Origin of the sequence: Milkweed yellows phytoplasma str. MW1 (assembly GCF_000309485.1) — a bacterium.
In the GTDB taxonomy this organism is placed as follows: Bacteria; Bacillota_I; Bacilli_A; order Acholeplasmatales; family Acholeplasmataceae; genus Phytoplasma.
In genome coordinates, this window is record NZ_AKIL01000155.1 from 1 (window position 1) to 323 (window position 323).

Genomic DNA, 323 nt, shown 5'->3' on the forward strand with positions numbered 1-323 from the left:
CGTCACTATATTGATATTCTCCTCTTTGTGTTATTATACACAGGGTTGAGGCGGCTCCTTTTTTAAATGGTTAGTTAAATGGTTGTTAATTAGTATTCATTGGTTCTGTATATAAAGTAATGTATTGTTTTACAGGGTTAAAATGAAGGTAATAAATTGATTCCCTGAAATTAGTCAAAAGATTGTCTTCGGGTATTTTAATTTTCGCTATATACCAATCTTTATCAGTATCTAAAATATATTTCGGTCCTTGAAAGAGTAGGTGATAAGTGAATAAAGTTATTTTTCTATTTAAATAAAATTTAATAAAAGGAGATTTAAAT

General features: G+C 27.2%; 1 pseudogene. It reads right to left on the minus strand.

Annotated features, from left to right (window positions below):
* Positions 1–85: 85 nt before the first annotated feature.
* Positions 86–323: pseudogene (locus RI76_RS03185) on the minus strand (hypothetical protein); the annotation flags it as partial.